The following is a 17,735-nucleotide window of genomic DNA, read 5'->3' on the forward strand; positions in this document are numbered from 1 at the left end:
CCAGGGGCCGGTGATGCGGTCCGAACGATTCCAGTCGTTGGGGTGAGCATAATGCTCATCCGATGCGGGTTGGCAAGCTCATTGTGCACGGCGTGTCGGTAAGCGACCGGCGAGCGCTTCGGCCGTTGCGACGTCCGTGCCGACCTCCGCGATGCGTGCGAGCAGCACGCCGACCGACAGGTCGAGATCGTGCCGCCAGATCCATTCCGCCGCGGCGAGACGGTTCAGTTCCGCGATCTCATCAGCGGCGGCGATCGCTCCGCTCGCGTCGGCGAGATGCTTCGGGCGCCGGGTCCGCGAGGCGAACGGGTCGCGGCGGATCACGGTGCGTCCGGTCGACACGGGCACAGGCACGGGACTATCTCGTCGTCATCGGTCACGTCGGCGAACTCGGCGCACACCGCGTGCTTTCCCGACCGACACTCCGGGCAGCGCGTGAACGACGCCACGCGCCCATCTGACGCGACAGGAGCGCCCGCGGCACCGCTGACCAGCCCGGAGCCGTCCTGCGAGTCCTGGGGGCGCAGCAGGCCCACCCCGTCCACCAGGCGCGGATCCGGTGCGGAACCGCGGCCGACAACCTCGATCCCGTCGGGAAGGCCGACGCTCACGACTCGCTCGCTTCGTTCTCAGCCGCACGGAGCTGCGCGAGGGTTTCGCGCAGGAGGACACCAGCCGCCTCGCGGCCGATCGTCGCCGTCAGGAAGTCGACGGTCCCCTTCGCGGCTACGAGCATCAGGTTCGTGTGCGCCTCCGGTCGGGGATCCTCGTTCGCCGCGGTGAGGGCATCGTTCGCCATCGTGTCGTCGTCGTCCAGGATGGCGACGGCGAGCTGAGCGGCGCGTGCGTGGTCGACGGCGGGGACGTTTTCGAAGTTCATGATGTTCTCCATCTGCGAGCGGTGCTCGCGCGTACTGGGGTTGCCTTCCTGGCGACCACGGGTTGTGTTGGTCTTGCTGTCGACGGCCGACGACGCGTGTCGGGATCCGCGTTCGCCTTCGTCATCAGCCGCGTCGGCGGGAGCCGGCGCAACGGTGACCAGATGGTCGACGGATGATGCGGGTCACGTCGACCTCGGGGATCTCCCCCTCCGCCCCCCAAGGGGAACCGTCACCGCCAGCGGCGACGGTCAGACTTCAGGGTTCGATCGAACACAGCGGAGCGAAGCGCAGCGGCGAGCGCACGGGAGTGCGCGCACAGCCTCGGCAGCGCGTCGGGCGTGAGTTCGTTACTACTTCGTGGCCACTGGGTAGCCCATAGCGGTCCGACGGATACGGCATACCCAGTGGCCCATAACCCCGCGCGCTATATGGGCTACCCAGTAGCCCATAAGCCGACCGCGGACGAGATGCGATAGCGAGCCGACTTCCGAGGTCCGCCAGGCTCGACAACCTCGATGACTCCGGCGTCGGCAAGAGCTGCGAGCGCCTTCCGTACGCCCGACCGTTCCATACCCGACTCTTGGGCGATCGTTTCCTGCGCGGGGAAGCTGAGCCCGCTCGCGTCCGCATGATCAACGAGGACCACGAGCACGAGCGACTGTCCCGGCGTGAGCCCGAGGCGGGTGAGCCGACGGCTGCGGAACAACCACCGAACCGAAGGACGGGCCACACGTCACCGACCCCCCTCGCGGTCGCGCAGCGTCTCATCAACCTGCGTCGCCCGCCGAATCTCGCGTGCCGTCTTCACCTTCGACTTCGCCGCGATCCCTCGCTGCGCCCGCTCCAGATGAACGACGGCAGACAGGATCTTGCGCTGAAGGTCGAACGCCGCTTCGACGTCGAGATCCATCGTGACGCCGCCGATCGTCACGACGACACCGCCAGCCCTGCGCGCCGTCGGCTCCCGGACCTCGACGCCGGTCACGGCGCACCGCCGTTCGCGCGGCGTCGCTCAATCAGAGCGAGATCACGTCGGCCCTCAGCGAGTATCTGCCAGGACCGCGCGAATGCTCCGGCCATCAGGGCCACCGTTCGATCGCTGCCAGCCGCAGGCTTGCTGCGGTTAAGATTGAGCGCAGGATTCGTCGTCCTCGTGTTCGCCGTCTCGACCTGGTCGGGGCGGCGTTCCTCGTTCATCGGCCTGCCGCCGCGGTCTGCGTGTCAGCCTCGGCGAACGCGGCTTCGATGAACGCCTCGACGTCCTTCTCTTTGAAGCAGACCCGCCCCGCGATCTTCGCGTGGCGCGGTGCGGTTCCGTTCGCGACCATCCAGCGGACCTGGGCGGCGGAGCGGTTTAGCATCCGCGCGACGTCGGGGATGAAGATGATTCGGTCAGTCACGTCTCTCTCGTTTCTCTTATACGGCTAGTTAGTGTCCGTGTTGAGAAAGCATGCACCCGAGGCTTGTGCATGTCAAATACGGCTGATAATTTCCCTTGCATGGCAAATGAGCGCATCAGGGGTAACGACGTGGGACCGACCGGCAAGACGGTAGGGGAAAATGTCGCCCGCATTCGTCGGCAGTCGGGAATGTCGCTCGCCGCTCTGGAGGAGAAGCTGATCGGCCTCGGTCGGCGGGTCAGTCTCAGCGGCTTGTCCAAGATCGAGCGTGGCGAGCGGCGCGTCGACAGCGACGATCTCATGGCGCTCTCGGTCGCGCTCGACGTTCCTCCAGTCGCCCTTCTGCTCCCCTTCGCAGACCCGACCGACGATGTGAGGGTGACAGGTGCACACGGCAGCGCGAGCGTGTTCTGGAGCTGGGCGCTTGCTACTACGCCGCTTCAGGCGGAGGGCGCGCGCGAGTTCGATTCTCGATCCGTGCCCTACTGGGTCTTTCCTGCGGCCGACGTGAGCTGGTACGGCGACGTCGAGGAGAAGCTGGCAATCGGTGAGAGGGAAGCGGAGGTCGTGCGCACCATTCGGTACAGCGCACGCACCGCGGCCGACGTTGACTGGAGCCGGCGCTGATGGCGTCCGTCACCCAGCGTACGAACGGCACCTGGCGGGCGCGCTATCGCGACCACGCCGGAAAGGAACACGCGCGGCACTTTCGCACGAAGCGCGAGGGTCAGCGGTGGCTAGACGAGGTGACCGCCTCAGTCGTCACCGGAATGTACGTCGACCCGAGCGCAGCGAAGCTGACCTTCCGCGACTACGCGGAGACGTGGCTGTCTGCACAGGTGCACCGGGAGGCGACAGCGACCCTCTATCGTTCCCACCTTGAACGGCACGCCTACCCCGTCCTCGGTGACCGGCCCATCGGCGGCATTCTCCGCACGACCGTGCAGGGATTCGTGAAGGGCCTGACCGTCGATGATCCCGACTCGGGTCGCCGAGCACTCTCCCCCGCGACGATCGGTGTCGTTTACACGGTGGTCGCATCCGTATTTCGTGCGGCCGTGCGTGACCGGAAGCTGGCCGCGACACCCTGCGATGGGATCTCACTCCCCCAGGTCGCGAAAGCTCGCGTGCAGCCGCTCACCACGGCACAGGTCGATCTTCTCGGTGAGAACGTCCCCGCCGAGCTGCGGGCGTTGGTCATCCTCGCCGCCGGCACGGGACTACGGCAGGGTGAAGCGCTCGGGCTGACCCGCGATCGTATCCGTCTCCTGGGGAAGAACCCCGCGATCACGATCGACCGGCAGCTCGTCACCCTGGCGGGGGGTCAGACAGCGTTCGCGCCGCCGAAGACCGCGGCATCCGTCCGGACGGTCCCGCTCCCCCGCGTCGTCGTCGCAGCGCTGAACGATCACCTCGCGCGCCACGACGTCGGCGACGGCGACTTGCTGTTCACCCTCCAGGGGAAGGGCATCACTCGGCAGCGGTTCGGCCACCTCTGGCGACCGGCCGCGAAAGCCGCAGGGCTGAGCGAGGCAACCGGGACCGGAATGCACGCGCTGCGGCACTACTACGCGAGCCTGCTGATCCGGTACGGCGAGAGCGTGAAGACCGTCCAGAGCCGTCTCGGGCACAAGTCCGCTACCGAAACGCTGGACACTTATGGCCACATGTGGGCGGACAGCGACGACCGCACTCGCGAGGCCGTGGATAGCGTTCTCGGTGCTTCTGCGGACTCCCCGCGGACCGCAAGCAGCAGAGCGTAGAGAAATACCCGGTCAGGCGGGAAAGTGCGAATGGGCCGGCCTGTACGCCGGGTTCTGTCCGGGGGCGCGAAGCCCCGTGGACGGTCATCTCTCTCGGCGACACGTTGCCGTGCCGCTCCAGCGGCCTACCCGGGGACTCGGCGAGCCGCGTCGTCATCCCCTGTCTGGCCTTGCTCCGGACGAGGTTTACCTCGCGGGTCGTGTCACCACGACCCCGGTGGTCTCTTACACCACCCTTTCACCCTTACCCCCGACCATGACGGGCGGGGGCGGTCTGCTCTCTGTGGCACTGTCTCGCGGATTGCTCCGGGTGGGTGTTACCCACCGTCCTGCCCTGTGGAGCCCGGACGTTCCTCGGCACGGGCGAACCCGTGACGCGACCGTCCAGCCGACCCATTCGCGTGGCCCAGTCTACCGGCGGGCGCGCTCAGCCCTTCTCCGCCGTCTCGCCGATACGCAGGTCGAGGGGGAAATCGATCGGAAAGGTGCCGAAGAGCAGCCGGCCCGCGGATGCCGCAGATTCCCGCACGGCGTCGGCGACGGCATCCGCGTGCTCGAGGGGGGTGTGCACCACGATCTCGTCGTGCAGGAAGAACGCCAGGTGCGGCGCCCGCTGGAACACCGGCCCGGACGCGGGCGCCGCGCGGGTGGCATCCACCTCGGGGAGGGAGGCGAGGCGCGCGCGCAGGTCGGCCAACCACGCGAGGGCCCATTCCGCGGCCGTGCCCTGCACGATGAAGTTGCGGGTGAAGCGTCCTCGGTCGCGGGCGGAGCGGCGCGCGCGGGTCTCGTCGACCCCGGATGCCGCGGCGTCGCTCGCCCGCGACTGCAGCTCGCGCCACGACTCCCCCGCCCGGGGCGACGTGCGCCCGAGCCACGTGTGCACGACCCCGCCGTCCTCCCCCGTGCGGGCCGCGTCGTCGACGAGCTGCATCGCGCGGGGGAAGGTGCGCCGCAGGCGCGGCAGCAGACGCCCGCTCTCCCCCGTCGTGGCGCCGTACATCGCGCCCAGCATCGCGAGCTTCGCCTCGGCGCGGCTGGCGACGGCTCCGCGCTCGACGATGCCGGCGTACAGGTCGCGACCGGATGCCGCTTCGGCCAGCGCCGTGTCGCGTGCCATCGCCGCGAGCACGCGCGGTTCGAGCTGGGCGACGTCGGCGGTGACGAGCGTCCAGCCCGCGTCGGCGCGGACCGCCGTGCGCAACGATCGCGGGATCTGCAGTGCTCCACCGCCCGACGACGCCCACCGGCCGGTGACGACACCCGCCGGGACGTAGACGGGGCGGAAGCGGTCGTCGCGCACCCAGTCGTCGAGCCACGCCCACCCGTTCGCCGTGTACAGGCGCATGAGCTTCTTGTAGGCGATCAGCGGCGCGACGGCGGGGTGGTCGTGCTCGGCGAGCTCCCACCGACTGGTGGACTGCACCAGCAGTCCTGCGCGGTGGAGCGACCGGAGCAGGCGCGGCTGCGAGTCCAGCGAGGCCGAGGGGTCGCCGAGTGCCGCCCGCACGGCGACGGCTGCCTGTTCGATGCGGGCGGGGAGCCCTCCCCCGCGGCGTGCGCCGAGTTCGCTCTCGAGCATCTCTTCATGCGCGGAACGGCTCCACGGCACTCCCGCGGCGTCGAGCTCCACCGAGATGAGCGCCCCCGCCGACTCGGCGGCGCACAGCAACCGCAGCGCGCCGGGCGTGTCCGACGACGTGATCGCGGCGACCTGGCGGCGGTACTCCGCCACCGCGGCGTCGACGCTGTCGGGGACCCCGGATGCCGAGTCGCCCAGGTCGAAGAGCGTGTCGCCGGCCAGGGGTGCCGCAGGGTCGGCATCCCACGGCGTGGCGTCGCGGAGTCCGTGGTCGTCGGCCACCGCCTGCGCCTGCCGGAGGATGGCGTGCACGAGCCGGAGGTCCCACGCGCGGGCGACGCGCACGCCGGCAGCGAGCAGACGCGGATAGGTCGCGGCCGTGTCGGCCCAGACCCACCGGACCTCGCCCGTGCTCTCGCGCGTGGAGACGGCGTCGGTGAGGGCATCGGCGTCGATCTCGGTGGTGCCGAGAGGTACGGCATCCGGTCCCAGGGAGACGAGGGCGACACGCCCGGTCGCGATGCGACCGACGACGACCGTGTCAGAGGCCACGGACGCCGTTCGGGGTCATCGGGATTCTTCGGTGCGAACGAGGATCGCGCCGCACTCGGGGCAGAAGACCACCTCGTCGGTCTGCGATCGGCGCACCACGTTGAGGTCGCTGGGCGGCAGCACCATGCGGCAGGCTTCGCACGCGCCGGCCTGGAGGAGTCCGGCCCCGTTGCCGCGGGACGCGAGACGCTCGTAGAGGGCGAGCAGGTCTGCGGGGACCGAGGCGGCGACGGCGTCGCGATCGCGCCGCGCGCCCTCGAGGCGGGTGGTCGCGTCGGCGACGGTGGTCTTGGCCTCGGCGCTCAGCTGCGCACCCTGCGCGTTGGTGTCGGCGATCAGCGCTTCCTGCTCGGCGACGGCGGCGTCGGCCGCCTCGAGGCGCTCCATGAGGGCGATCTCGGTGTCTTCGAGGTCGTCCTTGCGGCGCCGGAGCGAGACCAGCTCGTTCTCGAAGCCCTGCGCCTGCTTCGCGTTCGACGAGGCGGCGAGCCGCTCGGTGTCGCGGGCGATGCGGGCGTCGACCACAGCGACGTCGGACTCGAGGCGCTTCAGCTCGGCGGTGATGTCGTCGCGTGCGTTGGCGCGGGCACCGAGCTCTTGCGAGAGGGTCCCCCGCTGCGCGATCAACGCGCGGACGCGCTCGGCCTGCGGTGGGTTGCCGATGACCTTCTCGTCGCGGTGGATTCGCGCGTCGAGGTCGGCGAGGTCGAGCAGTTTGCGCTGGTCGGCGGGATCGGCATTCACGGGCTCAACGCTACCCCGGGGGTGGGACATCGGTGGTGCCCTTCCGTCGCCGCACCCGCGTCCGGGCGGTCTGCCGCACGACCAGGCACCCTCGTCGGTCGCGACATCACACGATCCGCGCGAGAGCACACGTTATTCAGCGCGGAGCGCGCGCGATCTCGTGCCGATCGTGTGATGTCGAGGTGCGCCCCCCGGGCGAGTCGGGAAGGCGGCGCCACGCTAGACTGGAGGCATCCCGGGCCTTTAGCTCAGCTGGTAGAGCGCCACGTTTACACCGTGGATGTCGTCGGTTCGATCCCGGCAGGGCCCACCTCAGTTCAAGACGTTGACACTGCGCGCGATCACCAACGCGAGCAGGATGAATCCCGACACCGCCTGCACCATCATGAAGAGCTTCGCGCGTGAGGACAGCGGCATCACGTCGGTCGGGCTGAACGCCATCGCGTTGGATGCCGAGAAGTAGAGGTAGTCGACGTAGCCGGGCGCCCAATCCTCGACGTCGGACGATCGACGACGGACCTCGCTCACGGCATCACGGTCGGAGTCCTGCGGGAACTGGAAGTCGGCCGCGGGCAGGGCGTCGCGCAGGTCCCGGCGGCGGGCGATCGGGCCGCCCCGGTCCATCTCCCAGTAGACGACGGCGTAGCCGATGACGTTGATCGCCCACACCTGGGCCGCCCCGAGCAGGGTGGTCACCCCCTCGCCCTCCCCCCGTAGCAGCTGGAGGATGAGCAGCACGAGTGCGACCTGGTTCGCGAGCAGCAGCAGCGCGGTGAACGCCAGCGCGAAGCCGCGGCCCAGGCGCGAATCGCGCGTCAGCCGGGCGGGGTTGGTGGCGATCATCGGGATCGCGCAGAGCACGCCGGCGCCCACCACGACGTAGCGGAGCGCCCCGGACGCATCGCTCGGCAGCACGGCGTACAGGCCCGCGCCGACGGCCAGTGCGATCAGCACCGGCCATCGATGCTCGGGGCGGGTGCGGAACGCGGCGGGATCCTGCGGGCTCACGCGCTCAGGCTAGCCCCGCGACGCGCGGCTCCCGCGCCCGTGCGGCGGAACCCGGCATCCTTCCTGTGGAGCTCACGGATGCCGCAGACCTCTCGATGTCGAACGGTCGCTTCGAGCGCGGGGCCGGGCGTGTCGGCAGCGCGCATCCGAGGCGGTCCCGACTCGCTAGGGTGGACTCTGGTTGATTGTGCGGAGCAGACAAGGGTTGCCGCACTCGTATGGCGATTCTCTGGCATGACCTGCCAGACGACGAAAGGTCTTCCGTGACTGTTCACGACCAGGATCCGTATTCGCAGGGGCCGCAGGACAGCGACCCGGAAGAGACCGGGGAGTGGCAGGAATCCCTGCGACAGCTGGTCCAGGCCAAGGGCCCGGCCCGTGCGCGCGAGATCATGCTGAGCCTTCTTAAGGGCTCAAAGGAACTGCACCTCAACGTGCCGATGGTTCCCACCACCGACTACATCAACACCATCTCGCAGAAGAACGAGCCCGAGTTCCCCGGTGATGAGGAACTCGAGCGGCGCTACCGCAAGTGGATCCGCTGGAACGCCGCGGTCACCGTGCACCGCGCGCAGCGCCCCGGCATCGGCGTCGGCGGCCACATCTCGACCTACGCCTCGTCGGCCGCGCTCTACGAAGTCGGTTTCAACCACTTCTTCCGCGGCCTCGACGACCCCTCGGGCGGCGACCAGATCTTCATCCAGGGCCACGCCTCGCCCGGCGCGTACGCCCGTGCCTACCTCGAGGGTCGCCTCACCGAGGCGCAGCTCGACGGCTTCCGCCAGGAGAAGTCCGCCGCCCCCCACGGCATCCCCTCCTACCCCCACCCCCGTCTCATGCCGGAGTTCTGGCAGTTCCCGACGGTGTCGATGGGTCTCGGACCGATCAACGCGATCTACCAGGCGATGTCGAACAAGTACATCGCCAATCGCGGCATCAAGGACGTCGGCGACTCGCAGGTCTGGGCCTACCTCGGCGACGGCGAGATGGACGAGGTCGAGAGCCGCGGCCAGCTGCAGGTCGCGGCCAACGAGGGCCTCGACAACCTGAACTTCATCATCAACTGCAACCTCCAGCGCCTCGACGGCCCCGTGCGCGGCAACGGCAAGATCATCCAGGAGCTCGAGAGCTTCTTCCGCGGCGCCGGCTGGAACGTCATCAAGGTCGTCTGGGGCCGCGAGTGGGACGACCTGCTCGCCCGCGACACCGAGGGCGCACTGCTCAACCTGATGAACACCACCCCCGACGGTGATTACCAGACCTACAAGGCCGAGAACGGCGCCTACGTGCGCGAGAACTTCTTCGGTCGCGACCCGCGGGCGCTCGAGCTCGTCAAGGACTACACCGACGACCAGGTCTGGGGCCTCAAGCGAGGCGGCCACGACTACCGCAAGGTGTACGCGGCGTTCAAGGCGGCGGCCGAGCACAAGGGCCAGCCGACCGTCATCCTCGCCAAGACCATCAAGGGCTACGGCCTGGGCCCCCACTTCGAGGGCCGCAACGCCACGCACCAGATGAAGAAGCTGACCCTCGACGACCTCAAGTCGTTCCGCGACGCGATGGACATCCCCGTCACCGACGCGCAGCTCGAAGAGAACCCGTACCAGCCGCCGTACTACACCCCCGGCGACAAGGACGAGACGATCCAGTACATGCTGGAGCGCCGTCGCTCGCTCGGCGGTTTCCTGCCCGAGCGTCGCACCACCCACGTGGGTCTGGAGCTCCCCGGGGATGCCGCCTACGCGCTGCCCAAGAAGGGCTCGGGCACGCAGGAGATCGCCACGACCATGGCGTTCGTGCGCCTGCTGAAGGACCTGCTGCGGGTCAAGGACTTCGGCCACCGCATCGTGCCGATCATCCCCGACGAGGCGCGCACGTTCGGCATGGACGCGTACTTCCCCACGGCGAAGATCTACAACCCCAAGGGACAGCACTACACGTCGGTCGACCGCGAACTGCTGCTGGCCTACAAGGAGAGCCCGCAGGGCCAGATCATCCACGTCGGTATCAACGAGGCGGGCGCCCTCGCGGCGTTCACCGCGGCGGGGACCGCGTACTCCACCCACGGCGAGCCGCTCATCCCGGTCTACGTCTTCTACTCGATGTTCGGCTTCCAGCGCACGGGCGACGCCCAGTGGGCGGCCGGTGATCAGATGGCGCGCGGCTTCATCATCGGCGCCACCGCCGGTCGCACGACCCTGACGGGTGAAGGTCTGCAGCACGCCGACGGCCACTCGCAGCTGCTGGCATCCACGAACCCGGCGACCGTGTCGTACGACCCGGCCTACGGCTACGAGATCTCGCACATCGTGCGTTCGGGTATCGAGCGCATGTACGGCGGCAACCACCCCGACCCCAACGTCATGTATTACATGACGGTCTACAACGAGCCGTACGTGCAGCCGGCCGAGCCCGAGGGGGTCGACGTCGACGGGATCGTCCGCGGCATCCACCACATCTCGGCCGGTCAGGGCGACGGCCCCCGCACGCAGCTGCTCGCCTCGGGCGTCGGTGTGCCGTGGGCGTTCGAGGCCCAGCGTCTGCTCAAGGACGACTGGGGCGTCGTCGCCGACGTGTGGTCGGTCACCTCGTGGACCGAGTTGCGTCGCGACGGTCTCGCCGCTGACGAGCACAACTTCCTGCACCCCGATGAGGAGCGCCGCACGCCCTACCTCACCGACAAGCTCAAAGAAGCCGAGGGCCCGGTCGTCGCGGTCAGCGACTGGATGCACGCCGTCCAGGACCAGATCCGTCAGTGGGTTCCGCAGAACTACTGGACGCTCGGTGCCGACGGCTTCGGCTTCTCCGACACCCGTGCCGCGGCTCGACGCTTCTTCAAGATCGACGGCCCCTCCCTCGCCGTCCGCGCTCTGCAGGCGCTGGCCGAGGAGGGCAAGGTCGATCGTGCCGTGGTCGGACAGGCGATCGAGAAGTACCGCCTGCACGACGTCAACGCCGGCACCAGCGGCAACGCGGGTGGCGAGGCCTGATCCACGTGACGGACTCCACCGTCGGACCCGGTTCCCCCTCCTCGGGCGGGGCCGGGTCCGACCGGTCTTCGGGCGGGAACATGCGTGCCGAGGCAGCCGTCGAGAAGGCGGAGACCCTCGCGTGGCTGCGGCGGATCTCGGGCGACCTCGCCACCGCGACGATCCAGCGCCTCGAAGAGACGCTCCCCTGGTACGCCGAGATGCCGCCGGCGCGGCGTTCCGCCGTCGGGCTCGTGGCCCAGGCCGGCATCACCTCGTTCCTGCAGTGGTTCGAGGAGCCGGCATCCACTCCGGCCATCGCGGCCGATATCTTCGCCGCTGCTCCTCGCGAGCTGCTGCGCAGCGTCAGCCTGACCCAGACGCTGCAGCTCGTACGCGTCACGGTCGAGGTGATGGAGGAGCGCGTCGCCGGCCGCAGCGAGAAGGTGCGCGAGGCGATGCTGTCGTACTCGCGCGAAGTGGCGTTCGCCGCCGCCGACGTCTATGCACGCGCCGCCGAGGCGCGGGGCCTCTGGGACGCGCGCCTCGAAGCCCTCGTCGTCGACTCGATCCTCACCGGCGAGGCCGACGACGAACTCCCCAGCCGCATCGCCGCTCTCGGATGGCACGGCCACGGCGAGGTGTCGGTGCTCGTGGGCACGACTCCCCCGCAGCTCGACGTCGACCAGGTGCGCCGTACCGCGCGCAAGCTCGGCGTCGACGTGCTCATCGGGGTGCAGGGGCTCCGCCTGGTGCTCGTGCTCGGTCGCGCCGACCTTCCCTCCCGCGGCGGCGCCGAGATCAGCGAGCTGCCCTTCACCGACATCGCCAAGCGGCTCGAGCCCAGCTTCGGCACGGGCCATCTCGTACTCGGACCGGCCGTTCCGGCCCTCGTCGACGCGGGCCAGAGCGCCCGCGCAGCGCTCGCGGGTTTCGCGGTCGCACGTGCGTGGAGGCATGCGCCGCGGCCGGTCGAGGCCGACGATCTGCTTCCCGAGCGCGCCCTGGCGGGTGACGCTGTCGCGAAACAGACCCTCGTCGACCGCGTGTACCGTCCCCTGCACGCGCACAGCGCCGATCTCGTCGCGACGCTGTGGAGCTACCTCGACAACGGCCGTTCGCTGGAGGCGACGGCCCGCGAGCTGTACGTGCACCCCAACACCGTGCGGTATCGCCTCAAACGCGTCTCCGAAGTCATCGGATGGGATGCCACGGGCCCTCGCGAGGCGCTCATCCTGCAGACGGCGCTGATCCTCGGATCGATCGGCACGGACGCCACGCGGCGCCGCGGCACCGCCAAACGGCGTTCGTCGCCGCCCCGGTGATGCACGGCACGCACAAAGACACGCCGTATATCTGTGTCGATATCTCCAGAAGAGGTCGCCCGATGCCTGTCAGGATGGACTCGTGATCATCGCCGTCTTCCCGGGACAGGGTTCGCAGACCCCCGGATTCCTCACCCCGTGGCTCGAACTCGACGGAGTGCGTGAGCGCCTCGAGGCATTCTCCGAGCAGTCGGGCGTCGACCTGATCGCCGCCGGCACCGAGTGGGACGCCGATCAGATCCGCGACACGGCCGTCGCGCAGCCGCTCATCGTGGCGGCGAGCCTCGTGTCGTCGGCCGCCCTGAACGATCGCGCCGGCGTACCGGTCGCCGGTGTCGCGGGTCACTCGGTCGGTGAGATCGCCGCGCTGGCGGCATCCGGTGTTCTCCGCGATGACGATGCGTTGCGCCTCGTGGGTCTGCGTGGTCGCGCCATGGCCGACGCCGCCGCAGCGGTCGAGACCGGCATGAGCGCCGTCGTCGGTGGAGATGAGACCGCCGTGCTCGAGCGGCTCGAGAGCCTCGGCCTCACCCCCGCCAATTACAACGGCGGCGGCCAGATCGTCGCGGCGGGTGAGAAACCCGCCCTCGCTGAGCTCGCGGCCGAAGCTCCGCGTGGGGCGCGCGTCATCCCGCTGCAGGTGGCCGGCGCCTTCCACACCCGCTTCATGGAATCCGCGGTCGAGGCGCTGCGCACCGCGGCCGCCGACGTCGCGGTATCCGACCCGGCGACGACGCTGTGGACGAACTCCGACGGTTCCGTCGTCGACGACGGCCGCCGCGCTCTCGACCTCGTGGTCGCCCAGGTCGCCTCGCCCGTGCGCTGGGACCGCTGCATGGCATCGTTCGCCGAGCACGGCGTGACCGGCATCATCGAACTCTCCCCCGCGGGCGCACTGACCGGGCTCGCCAAGCGCGCCCTGCGCGGCACACCCACCGTGGCGGTCAAGACCCCCGACGACCTCGACGCGGCCGTCTCACTCTTGAAAGAAGACCAGGCATGAGCACCCCCACCCTCCGTCAGCTGCAGGGCGCCGCCCACACGCGCATCTACGCGTACGGCGCCGCTCGAGGTGAGAACTTCATCCCCAACGACGACCTCGTCGGCCCCATCGACTCCAGTGACGAGTGGATCCGCCAGCGCACCGGCATCGTCACCCGCGTGCGGGCCAACAAAGAGACGGATGCCATCGACCTGGCCACCGCGGCCGCTCGCGAGGCCGTCGAGAAGTCGGGTGTCGCACCCGCCGACATCGACGCGGTGATCGTGGCGACCATCAGCAACCCCAAGCAGACGCCGTCGGCTTCGGCCATCGTCGCCGACCGCATCGGCGCGAACCCCGCAGCCGCCTACGACGTCAACGCCGCCTGCGCCGGCTTCGCCTACGGCGTCGGCCAGGCCGATGCTCTGGTGCGCGCGGGCCTGGCGACGCACGTCGTGGTGGTGGGCGCCGAGAAGCTCAGCGACATCGTCGATCCCACCGATCGCAGCATCTCGTTCCTGCTCGGCGACGGCGCGGGCGCCGTCGTCGTCGGTCCGAGCGATACCCCCGGCATCGGCCCCACCGTGTGGGGATCCGACGGATCGAAGTCGGAGGCCGTGGGCATGAACGCCACTCTCACCGACTTCCGCGACGGCAACGCCGCGTGGCCCACCCTGCGCCAGGAGGGGCCCACCGTGTTCCGCTGGGCCGTGTGGGAGATGGTCAAGGTCGCCCGTCAGGCGATCGAGGCCGCGGGCATCGAGCCCGCCGACCTCGCCGCCTTCGTGCCGCACCAGGCGAACATGCGCATCATCGACGAGTTCGCCAAGCAGCTCGGACTGCCCGAGACCGTCGTCATCGGCCGCGACATCGAGACCACGGGCAACACCTCGGCGGCATCCATCCCGCTCGCGACCCACCGCCTGCTGGAGGAGCACCCCGAGCTCAGCGGCGGACTCGCGCTGCAGATCGGCTTCGGCGCCGGACTCGTGTTCGGCGCGCAGGTCGTCGTCCTCCCCTGACGCACGGTCGTCGAACCCTAAACTGATCCAGGCTCGTTCGGGCCCACCCCAAGAAAAACAGGAGACATCATGGCATTCACCAACGACGAGGTTCTCGCCGGCCTTGCCGAGCTCATCACCGACGAGACCGGCATCTCGGCCGACGAGGTCGCCATGGAGAAGTCGTTCACCGACGACCTCGACATCGACTCGATCTCGATGATGACGATCGTCGTCAACGCCGAGGAGAAGTTCGGCGTCACCATCCCCGACGACGAGGTCAAGAACCTCAAGACCGTCGGCGACGCCGTGACCTTCATCACGTCGAACCAGTCCTGACACCTCCCGGTGGGGGCTCCGGCCCCCACCGGTCACGACCCGTCGGCCGCACCAAGGATTCTTCGCTCATGAGCACACCCCGCATCGTCGTCACCGGTATCGGTGCCACCTCGCCCATCGGCGGCACCGCCCCCGAGAGCTGGTCGGCGCTGCTCGCCGGCACCTCCGGCGCGCGCACCCTCGAGCACGAGTGGGTCGAGAAGTACAACCTGCCCGTCACCTTCGCCGCCGAGGCCCTCGTGCGGCCGGAGACGGTCCTCGACCGTCCGGTCGCCAAGCGTCTCGACCCCTCGTCGCAGCTGGCGATGGTCGCGGCCAAGGAGGCCTGGGAAGACGCCGGCGCCCCCGACATCGACCCCGACCGCCTGGGCGTCGACTTCGCCACCGGCATCGGAGGCGTCTGGACGCTGCTCGACGCCTGGGACACCCTGCGCGAGAAGGGTCCGCGCCGCGTCATGCCGATGACGGTGCCGATGCTCATGCCCAACGCCGCGGCGGGCAACCTGTCGCTGCACTTCAACGCCCGTGCGTTCGCCCGCACGGTGGCCTCGGCCTGCGCGTCGAGCACCGAGTCGATCGTCAACGCCGTGCAGCACATCCGTGACGGCCTGGCGGACGTCGTGATCGCCGGTGGCACCGAGTCGGCGATCCACCCGATCACCATCGCGTCGTTCTCGTCCATGCAGGCGCTGTCGAAGCGCAACGATTCGCCGGAGACGGCCTCGCGTCCGGCGAGCATCGACCGCGACGGTTTCGTCATGGGCGAGGGTGCGGGCGTACTGATCCTCGAGACCGAGGAGCACGCAAAGGCGCGCGGTGCCAAGATCTACGCGTCGATCGTGGGCGGCGGCGTCACCGCCGACTCGTACCACATCACCGCCAACGACCCCGAGGGTACGGGTGCGGCCCGCGCCGTGCGCCTGGCGCTCGAGATGGCCGGGGCATCAGCTGACGACGTCACGCACATCAACGCGCACGCCACCTCGACCCCCGTCGGCGACCCGAACGAATACCGGGCGCTTCACACGGTGTTCGGTGACCGGATCGACGAGATCCCCGTGTCCGCCACGAAGGCTTCGACCGGGCACCTGCTCGGCGGCACCGGTGCACTGGAAGCGATCTTCACCGTGCTGGCGCTGCAGCATCGCGTCGCCCCGCCCACGATCAACCTCACCGAGCAAGACCCCGAGGTCCCGTTCGCGCTCTCGGGTTCGCCCGTCGAGCTCGGCGCCGGTGACCAGCTCGGCATCAGCAACTCGTTCGGCTTCGGCGGACACAACGCTGTCGTCGCGATCGCCTCGGTCTGACGCCGTCGGCGCGCTTTCGCGCTCTCGAGTGTCCACGACACCCGGATGAGTTTCCGCAGACTCCGGGTTTCGTGGGCACTCGACGGCCGGGCGTGCGCCCACCGGCGGCGGCCCGCATCGCGGTGGGCGAAAGAGAACGCCCCCTGGCTTTCCCCGACGGAGATCGGGGATGCCAGGGGGCGTTCGTCGTGCCGGGCCGGGGATACGCGTTCTCGGTGCCAGGTGTGTTCACCGGCCTCCGGTAGTGGCGCCTCCCCGCCGACGTCCTGTGTCGGCGCTCAGCCGACCTTGTGGAGCCAGACGATCTGCTGATCGTCCCCCGCGTGACGGAAGGGCTCGAGCTCTTCGTCCCACGCGGAACCGAGGGCGATGTCGAGCTCGCGCTGCAGCTCGAACAGGTCGCCGGCGGCGACCTCCATCGCGTAGCGCACGCGATCCTCGCCGATGACGACGTTGCCCGCCGCGTCGGTCTGGGCGTAGTGGATGCCGAGACCGGGCGTGTGCATCCAGCGTCCGCCGTCGCTTCGGGGCGTGGGATCCTCGCTCACTTCGAAGCGCAGGTGCTCCCAGCCGCGAATGGCGCTCGCGAGCGCGGCTCCGGACCCCACCGGGCCCTCCCAGTAGAACTCCGCGCGGCGGCTGCCCACGAGCACGGGCTGATCGGCCCAGTCGAAGTTGACGGCGCGGCCGAGAGCGCGTCCTACCGCCCACTCGAGGTGGGGGCACAACGCGCGGGGCGCGGAGTGGATCAGGATCACTCCGCGCGAAGACGTGATCGCCATGGTCTCTCCTTCGTCAGGTACGTCTTCCCCTACGACCTGGGACGGAGTGTGGCGAGTGTTCGGTTGTCCGGCCATTATCGCCCGCGCATAACGAAATCACAACACTGTGATTCCGGTTCAGGCGAACCAGAGGGCCCAGTACAGGGCGAAGTTGCGATTGCCGTACGCCGAGCAGTCGTCTCCGGTCCCCCATCGTGCGGCGAGCGCCGCCGGGTTCGGCTGATAGGGCGTGTAGTTGTACAGCGCGGCCGTCGCTTCGTTGGTGATCGTCACGTCGGTTCCGCCGCATGCCGGGTCGGGCGAGTAGGCGATGTAGTGCGTGCCCGGTTGACGCATGAAGTCGGAGGCGCTGTACGACTTCAGGTCGGTCGCACCCTGGGCGACCTGATCGGCGAAGCCTGCGGCGCCGGGGTCGCACGCCGCGTCGTCGGGGCAGCGTGCGCCCATTGCCGCGCCGAGCTGTCGTTGCGTGGGGGCGCGCGCGGTGCGTCCCGAGACGAGGCTCTGCTCTTTCTGCAGGGTGACCAGCAGCACTTTCGCCGAGATGCCGCACGCGCGCTGGACGCGGTCGATGACCTCGGCCGCGCTGAGATCGCCGCCCTCGAAGCCTTCGCAGACGGTCTCGCCCGTCGAGCTCGAGACCACCGGGTCGCGGTCCTGCACCGGCATCCGCAAGCGCGCGAGACACGAGTCGGTCGCGCACCGGCCGACCTGTTCGTCGAGGAAGCGCTGGATCTCGTCGGCGCTCAAGGCGTCGCCGTCGTAGAAGTCGTCGTCGCCGATGAGCGTTCCCGGGTCGAAGCCGGTGAGGTCGACGGCGTCGCGCCGCGCCTCGGTGTTCCAGGCCGCGTTCCACGCGGACGTCAGGGATACCAGGGGCACGACGGCGAGGACGACGAGGGTGATCAGCCCGGCGGCGACCAGCCCGAAGACGATGCGCCGGCGACGGAGCACACGCGCGCGAGTCGTGCGGCGGGGCCGCGTGCGTGTTCTCGCCACCCTCCGATCGTGCCGTACCGCGCTGACCGCGCGCTGCACATCTGACGATGTGGCGCGTCGGCCAGCGCGGTCACGGCTTGCACGGGACTACGGGTTCGCTG

Annotated in this window: 18 protein-coding genes, 1 tRNA gene and 1 other RNA gene; 9 read left to right on the forward strand and 11 right to left on the reverse strand. The window is 69.6% G+C overall.

Translation table 11 applies throughout. The annotated features are described in order from the left end of the window. Positions 1 to 78 precede the first annotated feature (78 nt). The 5 genes from FHS07_RS09865 to FHS07_RS09885 form a co-directional block, all read right to left on the reverse strand. On the reverse strand, positions 79 to 342 hold the full coding sequence (locus tag FHS07_RS09865) for a hypothetical protein (protein WP_183419744.1): 264 nt from the start codon (positions 340 to 342) through the stop codon (positions 79 to 81). Between the two features lie 265 nt (positions 343 to 607). Beyond that, positions 608 to 880, reverse strand: coding sequence for a hypothetical protein (locus FHS07_RS09870; protein WP_183419745.1), 273 nt, complete (start codon positions 878 to 880; stop codon positions 608 to 610). Between the two features lie 434 nt (positions 881 to 1,314). Continuing rightward, the gene (locus tag FHS07_RS16910) at positions 1,315 to 1,611 is read right to left on the reverse strand and encodes a helix-turn-helix domain-containing protein (RefSeq protein ID WP_425488150.1); all 297 of its coding nucleotides are present in this window, start codon (positions 1,609 to 1,611) and stop codon (positions 1,315 to 1,317) included. A 3-nt stretch (positions 1,612 to 1,614) separates the two neighbouring features. Next, positions 1,615 to 1,866, reverse strand: a complete 252-nt coding sequence (locus FHS07_RS09880; RefSeq protein ID WP_183419747.1) for a hypothetical protein — start codon at positions 1,864 to 1,866, stop codon at positions 1,615 to 1,617. A 208-nt stretch (positions 1,867 to 2,074) separates the two neighbouring features. Continuing rightward, complete coding sequence (locus FHS07_RS09885) at positions 2,075 to 2,281, reverse strand: helix-turn-helix transcriptional regulator (RefSeq protein ID WP_183419748.1); 207 nt, start codon at positions 2,279 to 2,281, stop codon at positions 2,075 to 2,077. Positions 2,282 to 2,380: 99 nt separating this feature from the next. On the opposite strand from FHS07_RS09885, the gene FHS07_RS09890 reads away from it, so the two are divergent. Together FHS07_RS09890 and FHS07_RS09895 are read left to right on the forward strand one after the other, a co-directional pair. Further along, entirely contained in the window at positions 2,381 to 2,908 is a 528-nt protein-coding gene (locus FHS07_RS09890) for a helix-turn-helix domain-containing protein (RefSeq protein WP_183419749.1), read from the forward strand. Continuing rightward, complete coding sequence (locus FHS07_RS09895; protein WP_183419750.1) at positions 2,908 to 4,044, forward strand: tyrosine-type recombinase/integrase; 1,137 nt, start codon at positions 2,908 to 2,910, stop codon at positions 4,042 to 4,044. Before FHS07_RS09890 ends, FHS07_RS09895 begins: the two co-directional genes overlap by 1 nt. Before the next feature lie 27 nt (positions 4,045 to 4,071). Here FHS07_RS09895 and rnpB read toward each other — a convergent pair. The 3 genes from rnpB to FHS07_RS09910 all read right to left on the reverse strand — a co-directional run bounded on the left by rnpB (position 4,072) and on the right by FHS07_RS09910 (position 6,922). Then, positions 4,072 to 4,440: RNase P RNA component class A (rnpB, locus tag FHS07_RS09900), an RNA gene on the reverse strand. A gap of 31 nt (positions 4,441 to 4,471) precedes the next feature. After that, positions 4,472 to 6,178, reverse strand: coding sequence for a bifunctional 3'-5' exonuclease/DNA polymerase (locus tag FHS07_RS09905; protein ID WP_183419751.1), 1,707 nt, complete (start codon positions 6,176 to 6,178; stop codon positions 4,472 to 4,474). Positions 6,179 to 6,193: 15 nt separating this feature from the next. Next, a complete protein-coding gene (locus FHS07_RS09910; RefSeq protein WP_343054669.1) occupies positions 6,194 to 6,922 on the reverse strand; it encodes a zinc ribbon domain-containing protein in 729 nt (242 codons plus the stop codon). A gap of 237 nt (positions 6,923 to 7,159) precedes the next feature. Between FHS07_RS09910 and FHS07_RS09915 the strand changes: the two genes are divergently transcribed. Then, positions 7,160 to 7,232, forward strand: a tRNA-Val gene (locus tag FHS07_RS09915). A 2-nt stretch (positions 7,233 to 7,234) separates the two neighbouring features. On the opposite strand, the gene FHS07_RS09920 is transcribed toward FHS07_RS09915, so the two are convergent. Continuing rightward, the gene (locus tag FHS07_RS09920; protein WP_183419753.1) at positions 7,235 to 7,930 is read right to left on the reverse strand and encodes a DUF1345 domain-containing protein; all 696 of its coding nucleotides are present in this window, start codon (positions 7,928 to 7,930) and stop codon (positions 7,235 to 7,237) included. Between the two features lie 263 nt (positions 7,931 to 8,193). Between FHS07_RS09920 and aceE the strand changes: the two genes are divergently transcribed. From aceE to FHS07_RS09950, 6 genes are all read left to right on the forward strand, one after another. Further along, a complete protein-coding gene (aceE, locus tag FHS07_RS09925; RefSeq protein ID WP_183419754.1) occupies positions 8,194 to 10,920 on the forward strand; it encodes a pyruvate dehydrogenase (acetyl-transferring), homodimeric type in 2,727 nt (908 codons plus the stop codon). 80 nt (positions 10,921 to 11,000) lie between these two features. Further along, positions 11,001 to 12,224 (forward strand): PucR family transcriptional regulator, encoded by a 1,224-nt coding sequence (locus FHS07_RS09930; protein ID WP_183419755.1) that lies wholly within the window; start codon positions 11,001 to 11,003, stop codon positions 12,222 to 12,224. 82 nt (positions 12,225 to 12,306) lie between these two features. After that, positions 12,307 to 13,227, forward strand: coding sequence for an acyltransferase domain-containing protein (locus tag FHS07_RS09935; RefSeq protein ID WP_183419756.1), 921 nt, complete (start codon positions 12,307 to 12,309; stop codon positions 13,225 to 13,227). Beyond that, a complete protein-coding gene (locus FHS07_RS09940; RefSeq protein WP_183419757.1) occupies positions 13,224 to 14,228 on the forward strand; it encodes a beta-ketoacyl-ACP synthase III in 1,005 nt (334 codons plus the stop codon). The genes FHS07_RS09935 and FHS07_RS09940 overlap by 4 nt, the downstream gene beginning before the upstream one ends. A gap of 69 nt (positions 14,229 to 14,297) precedes the next feature. Beyond that, positions 14,298 to 14,546, forward strand: a complete 249-nt coding sequence (locus FHS07_RS09945) for an acyl carrier protein (protein WP_108320051.1) — start codon at positions 14,298 to 14,300, stop codon at positions 14,544 to 14,546. A gap of 68 nt (positions 14,547 to 14,614) precedes the next feature. Then, positions 14,615 to 15,853 (forward strand): beta-ketoacyl-[acyl-carrier-protein] synthase family protein, encoded by a 1,239-nt coding sequence (locus FHS07_RS09950; protein ID WP_183419758.1) that lies wholly within the window; start codon positions 14,615 to 14,617, stop codon positions 15,851 to 15,853. A gap of 278 nt (positions 15,854 to 16,131) precedes the next feature. Here FHS07_RS09950 and FHS07_RS09955 read toward each other — a convergent pair whose 3' ends face one another. Beyond that, on the reverse strand, positions 16,132 to 16,635 hold the full coding sequence (locus FHS07_RS09955) for a DUF3145 domain-containing protein (protein ID WP_183419759.1): 504 nt from the start codon (positions 16,633 to 16,635) through the stop codon (positions 16,132 to 16,134). 117 nt (positions 16,636 to 16,752) lie between these two features. Next, a complete protein-coding gene (locus tag FHS07_RS09960; protein ID WP_183419760.1) occupies positions 16,753 to 17,634 on the reverse strand; it encodes a hemagglutinin in 882 nt (293 codons plus the stop codon). Between the last annotated feature and the right edge of the window lie 101 nt (positions 17,635 to 17,735).

It is taken from the genome of Microbacterium proteolyticum (assembly GCF_014192415.1).
GTDB lineage: Bacteria > Actinomycetota > Actinomycetes > Actinomycetales > Microbacteriaceae > Microbacterium > Microbacterium proteolyticum.

Excerpts from the sequence above, each read along its gene's own strand:
- FHS07_RS09870 (WP_183419745.1), bottom strand. The coding sequence starts at position 880 with ATGAACTTCGAAAACGTCCCCGCCGTCGACCACGCACGCGCCGCTCAG.
- FHS07_RS09890 (WP_183419749.1), top strand. The coding sequence starts at position 2,381 with ATGGCAAATGAGCGCATCAGGGGTAACGACGTGGGACCGACCGGCAAG.
- FHS07_RS09895 (WP_183419750.1), top strand. The coding sequence starts at position 2,908 with ATGGCGTCCGTCACCCAGCGTACGAACGGCACCTGGCGGGCGCGCTAT.
- FHS07_RS09930 (WP_183419755.1), top strand. The coding sequence starts at position 11,001 with ATGCGTGCCGAGGCAGCCGTCGAGAAGGCGGAGACCCTCGCGTGGCTG.
- FHS07_RS09940 (WP_183419757.1), top strand. The coding sequence starts at position 13,224 with ATGAGCACCCCCACCCTCCGTCAGCTGCAGGGCGCCGCCCACACGCGC.
- FHS07_RS09945 (WP_108320051.1), top strand. The coding sequence starts at position 14,298 with ATGGCATTCACCAACGACGAGGTTCTCGCCGGCCTTGCCGAGCTCATC.
- FHS07_RS09950 (WP_183419758.1), top strand. The coding sequence starts at position 14,615 with ATGAGCACACCCCGCATCGTCGTCACCGGTATCGGTGCCACCTCGCCC.
- FHS07_RS09955 (WP_183419759.1), bottom strand. The coding sequence starts at position 16,635 with ATGGCGATCACGTCTTCGCGCGGAGTGATCCTGATCCACTCCGCGCCC.